The organism is Butyrivibrio sp. (assembly GCF_024699075.1).
In genome coordinates this window covers 1-4,975 of sequence record NZ_JAILQF010000235.1, presented here as the reverse complement: position 1 = coordinate 4,975, position 4,975 = coordinate 1, and the positions used below count along the sequence as shown (strand labels likewise).

Genomic DNA, 4,975 nt, shown 5'->3' with positions numbered 1-4,975 from the left:
CAATTTTCTTATCATAAAATTAAATGTGGGTTTACAGTGTTAAAAGGCATTTTCTGTCATGCCTTAAAAGTGACAGTAAGAATAAGCGAGCTGGATCTATGCACAACGAACTTACCAAAAAAGACATAGAAGATATGCAGGCTGAAATTGATAACCGCAAGATCAATATAAGGAAAGAACTTCTATGTCTTTTTTGGTAAGTTCGTTGTGCATAGATCCACCTCGCTTATTCTTCCTGTCAGTTAAGGTAAGACAGGATTACCTCCAGTTACAGACGCCCTCTCTTAATTAAAATGATAGGCATTCCATTCCGGAATATACTAAACCCACATTCAATTTTATGATAAGAAAATTGCCTTTTCAACAGGATAAAAAATACTTTATTAGCCGAAAAACTAAAGATATTTAAAGAAATTCCATTTACTTTTTACTTTCTTGACGTTTCTTCAATATATCGATATTATATTAAGAAGTAAAAGGGAGTAGCTGATCTATATGCAGGCAAGGCATATAGATTTCCGGGATTCGTCAGCACAATGACCGCCAAAGGTCATTCGGAACCGGATAAACTGCAGCAGACGCAGCATAAGAGTTTCTTTATAAAGGCTCAACAAGGATCTGCTGATATACACTAAAAGCAAGACTTTTACCATGTAACTTCAGTAAATGACAATTTGATTCTAAAACTAGTTAGTCATTTGCTTTCCGCTTTGGCGGCAACCACATGGCAGGGTCTTTTTATTTTGCCAAAAAATATCACGAGGTGACAAAATGTTAACATCCAAAACAATTGCAATTGCACTGTTCGTACTTATGTATGTACTTATGGTTCTTTTGCCAAAGAAAAGAGCTGTAGTTGCTCTTTCAACTGCGACAATCTATGTAATTCTTACCATTTTAGGCGTAGGCGGTGACCCTATACTTCCGATTTCGCAGGTTCCAAGCGCTATCGACTGGAACATCCTTATGATGCTTGTAGGAACCATGGTCATCGTAGACTATTTTATCGAATCCAAGATGCCTAATGTTATTGCAGAATGGCTCCTTAGACTTGCTCCCAATGTAATGTGGGTTACAATTCTTATGTCACTTTTCTCAGGTATCATTTCAGCTTTCATCGACAATGTTGCCACAGTACTTATGGTAGCTCCTGTCGGTCTTGCAATCTGCAAAAAGCTTAAAATTTCGCCTGTATCAATGATCATCTGTATCGCAGTATCCTCAAATCTTCAGGGCGCTGCAACACTTGTAGGTGATACAACATCGATCATGCTTGCCGCTGCTGCTAACATGAACTTCAATGATTTCTTCGTATTCCATGGAAGAGCAGGTATCTTCTTTGCAGTAGAGCTTGGTGCTCTTCTTACTGTTCCGATCATGATGATCCTCTTCCATAAAGACAAAGAGCCTGTTACATCTACAGAGCACACAGTTGTAACTGATTATGTTCCAACTATCACAATGCTTGGACATGTAGTCCTTCTTATCATCGCATCCTTCATTCCTGAAGAGATGAAGCCTGAAACAACTAATGGTATCATCTGTCTTGTATGCGGTGTCCTCACTGTAGTATGGGAGATCGCTAAGCAGAAGAGCACAGATGGAATGTGGCACTCTCTTAAAGCCATGGACTGGGATACAATGCTCCTTCTTACAGGTCTGTTCTGCGTTATAGCTGGTATCACCAATGTTGGTGTCATAGACGATCTTGCAGCTATGATCTCTAGTGCAGGTAGCAGCAATGTATTCATTTTGTATTCGATTGTTGTATGGGGTTCTGTTCTTATCTCTGCTTTCATAGACAACATACCTTATGTTGCAACTATGCTACCTATCCTTGGTTCTGTTGCAGCAACTCTTAATATAGATGCTAACTTCCTGTATTTCGGTCTTCTTATAGGAGCAACTCTTGGTGGTAATATCACTCCTATCGGAGCATCTGCCAATATCGCAGGTGTTGGTATGCTTAGAAAAGAAGGTTATGAGGTTAAGTTCAGAGACTTCTTCAAGATTGGTATTCCGTTTACACTTACAGCTGTTATTACAGGTTATCTCTTCATATGGCTTGTTTGGAAACCATGATACTAATTAGCACAAAGGGCATCGCCAAGCGATGCCCTTTTATTTATGTTTGAATATTAGCTATAACTTGTTGATCATCTTCATCATATATTATCAATCTGCTGCCAATCCAACTAAATGATAATTGATTGTCTCCATCATACAATAAGTTGTAACTTTCTTTCTCACTTCCATCTGACAAGTTTCTACATATTATTGTCCCTTGTTTTAGCAAATATATATTCCCATTTCTATAACCAATGATCCTTGTAGAATTATTTTTAGTATTATATAAAATATCGCTTTCGCCAGTTTGGTAATTAATAGATACTAGTAATTCTTTTTTTAACTGATCAGATCTAATGATATCTGTAGTTACAAGACCACGAGTTCCCTTTGTAATTTGAACTATACCAATTATTAAATCCCCCTCTATAACAAAGGAATTTGTTAGTCCCGATTCTTTACCGCCACAATGAGATAACGCTGTTATATCATAAGAGGTTCCATTTACTTTACAAGTATATTCACTATTATCATATTTTTTACATATCTCAATCACAGTTCCATCAGGTTTCACTCGCCTAATAACATCTTCTCTTTTGGTCAAGGTATTCATTGTTACATCCGAGTTATCTATTTCTTGTAAGTTTCCAGTAGTAATATAATATCTTTGTTTATCTCTTATTATTATTATTCGATTTGTGTTTATGTCTTTAAATACAGATAATGACTTTTCGTTATCTAAAACAGTTTGATATTCTTTGGTATTCAGATTATAGTAAAATAACGTGAATTCACTACTTCCTTTCTTGTTTGTTTTTACAACATAATATACCTCATTATCATCACCCCAATAACTGGTTATTAACTGTTTATGAGGATCTGAAGCCGCATATATCTCCTGTTCAGTTTCAGTTATCAAGTCATAACGTTGAAGACCGGATTTTTCAAGTCCATTTCCAACACGCTTGTAGTGATAAAATGAATGGCATTCTAAAGTGTTAGGTCCGAATAAATCTATATAGCAAACATATTCACCAGGATATTTCATACATCCTGTAAGCGTCAGTATTATTGCACATAATAGTAATACAATTTTTTTCAACATGTTGATTCCTCTTTCTCTGGCGCATCACTATAAATAGGTTTAGTAATTCCTATTACCATCACGTATTGCGAATCATCATTATTTCCAGCAGCTTGAATAGCTAGTTCCAATGAATCATATTCTATGTATTCTTCTTCATTTACATCGCCATCCCCATCTTCATCATTATACGCTCCTGCGTTATGAACTATATATTTAACATCTCCGTTTTCATCAACTCTTTTTTCAATATTTACATAATGCAAACCACTAAAAATATCACTGCCTTCATTATATATTTCAACAATGAATGTATCACTCCTATCGTCAATTACTTTTAAATCCTCAGGATCCGTTGTAGTTGTATATCTAACTTCATAAAATGGATTTTTTGCGTAATATTCAACAATTGCTAAAGGTGACGTTCCATAGTCTCCATTGCATACAATGCCATATTCCTCAAATTCTGCAATTAGTTCAGCAACTTCTTCATCAGTCAAATCTACGCCCATAGAATGATAAGCATTTACTATAGCGATTATGCCGCATCCGTCATACGACATTGCATGATCACCATATTTTACTCCACTCCAATAATCTTGATTTTCTATATATTGTCCACTTTCATATACTAAAGCAATGGCATCAACATTATCTCTTTTATGCTCATCAATCTCATCTTGATCCATTTTATTATCATCGGCTAATTGTTTCATTAACAAAACAAGTCCGCTTCTATCTAGTTGTTGTAATACTTTAGGATCTGCTTGACCTAATGGTGACATCCATGGTGTATACATATTGAAACATTTTACACTGCCAGTTCTTTCACTTGTTTCCAGAACACTTATCCCCAGTCCCTGTTTTTCTATCTGCGCAGATTCTGCTCCCTCTTTATCAAGTAATAACCTGTTATTTCCGGTTACCTTATAAATAAAACTAAAACCTGTCATTCGACCGATGGCATCCATGGATTCTTTTTGGATATCTGTTGTAGCTTTTTCCAAGCTTTCTTTTGAAGTACCTTCCATATCATTTATCATTCTCTTTATTGAAATAGAATACTTTTCAACCATTTTAGTTTGTGTTTCACTGTAGCTTGCCAGGTTATTTGCAATATCAAGCACCTGTGGCACATCCATAAATATTCTTTTTCCCATTGCTAGTTTCTACATTTTTCATATGATTTTTACCGAATGAAATATTTACCTTATAAAAAATCCATTTAAATTATACCAATTTCATAATTCATTGCATCAGAATACGACAAAACGTATTTTTTATACGATGAAATGCATCTATTTGTGATCTTATTAAAAAGCACAACAAAATCATAAAAAGCACGTAATGTCACCTGTATATGACATCACGTACTTTTTTATGATTTTATAGGGTTTTTATTAGATCATCAAAATATAATGAGTAATTTAGATTGTATTCTCAGAACCAAGAACGTTCTTGATCTTGTGAGCTACGATATCCTTAACATACTTACGGCCATCGCCGATATACTGACGAGGATCAAAGTGATCAGGGCTTGCTACGAAGTGCTCTCTGATACCTGCAGTCATACCAAGACGAAGGTCTGAGTCGATGTTGATCTTGCAGACTGCGCCTCTTGCAGCTTCACGAAGCTGATCTTCAGGTACGCCGATAGCGTCTTTTAACTTACCGCCGTGCTCGTTGATGATCTTAACATATTCCTGAGGAACAGAACTTGATCCATGCAGTACAATAGGGAATCCGGGAAGTCTTCTTGAAACTTCAGCAAGGATATCAAGACGAAGCTTAGGATTAGTGCCTGGTTTAAACTTATATGCACCA

Annotated in this window: 4 protein-coding genes; 1 reads left to right on the top strand and 3 read right to left on the bottom strand. The window is 35.9% G+C overall.

Going from position 1 to position 4,975, the window contains the following annotated elements; genetic code table 11:
• Positions 1-771: 771 nt before the first annotated feature.
• Complete coding sequence (locus K6G87_RS09475) at positions 772-2,082, top strand: SLC13 family permease (protein WP_296836339.1); 1,311 nt, start codon at positions 772-774, stop codon at positions 2,080-2,082.
• Positions 2,083-2,125: 43 nt separating this feature from the next.
• Here K6G87_RS09475 and K6G87_RS09470 read toward each other — a convergent pair whose 3' ends face one another.
• The 3 genes from K6G87_RS09470 to K6G87_RS09460 all read right to left on the bottom strand — a co-directional run.
• Complete coding sequence (locus K6G87_RS09470) at positions 2,126-3,172, bottom strand: hypothetical protein (RefSeq protein ID WP_296836338.1); 1,047 nt, start codon at positions 3,170-3,172, stop codon at positions 2,126-2,128.
• On the bottom strand, positions 3,166-4,311 hold the full coding sequence (locus K6G87_RS09465; RefSeq protein WP_296836335.1) for a hypothetical protein: 1,146 nt from the start codon (positions 4,309-4,311) through the stop codon (positions 3,166-3,168). Before K6G87_RS09465 ends, K6G87_RS09470 begins: the two co-directional genes overlap by 7 nt.
• Before the next feature lie 267 nt (positions 4,312-4,578).
• Positions 4,579-4,975: class II fructose-bisphosphate aldolase (locus tag K6G87_RS09460; RefSeq protein WP_296836333.1), on the bottom strand; the 397-nt coding region annotated here is incomplete at its 5' end.

Coding starts and splice junctions, on each gene's coding strand:
- K6G87_RS09475 (WP_296836339.1), top strand. CDS start 772: ATGTTAACATCCAAAACAATTGCAATTGCACTGTTCGTACTTATGTAT.
- K6G87_RS09470 (WP_296836338.1), bottom strand. CDS start 3,172: ATGTTGAAAAAAATTGTATTACTATTATGTGCAATAATACTGACGCTT.
- K6G87_RS09465 (WP_296836335.1), bottom strand. CDS start 4,311: ATGGGAAAAAGAATATTTATGGATGTGCCACAGGTGCTTGATATTGCA.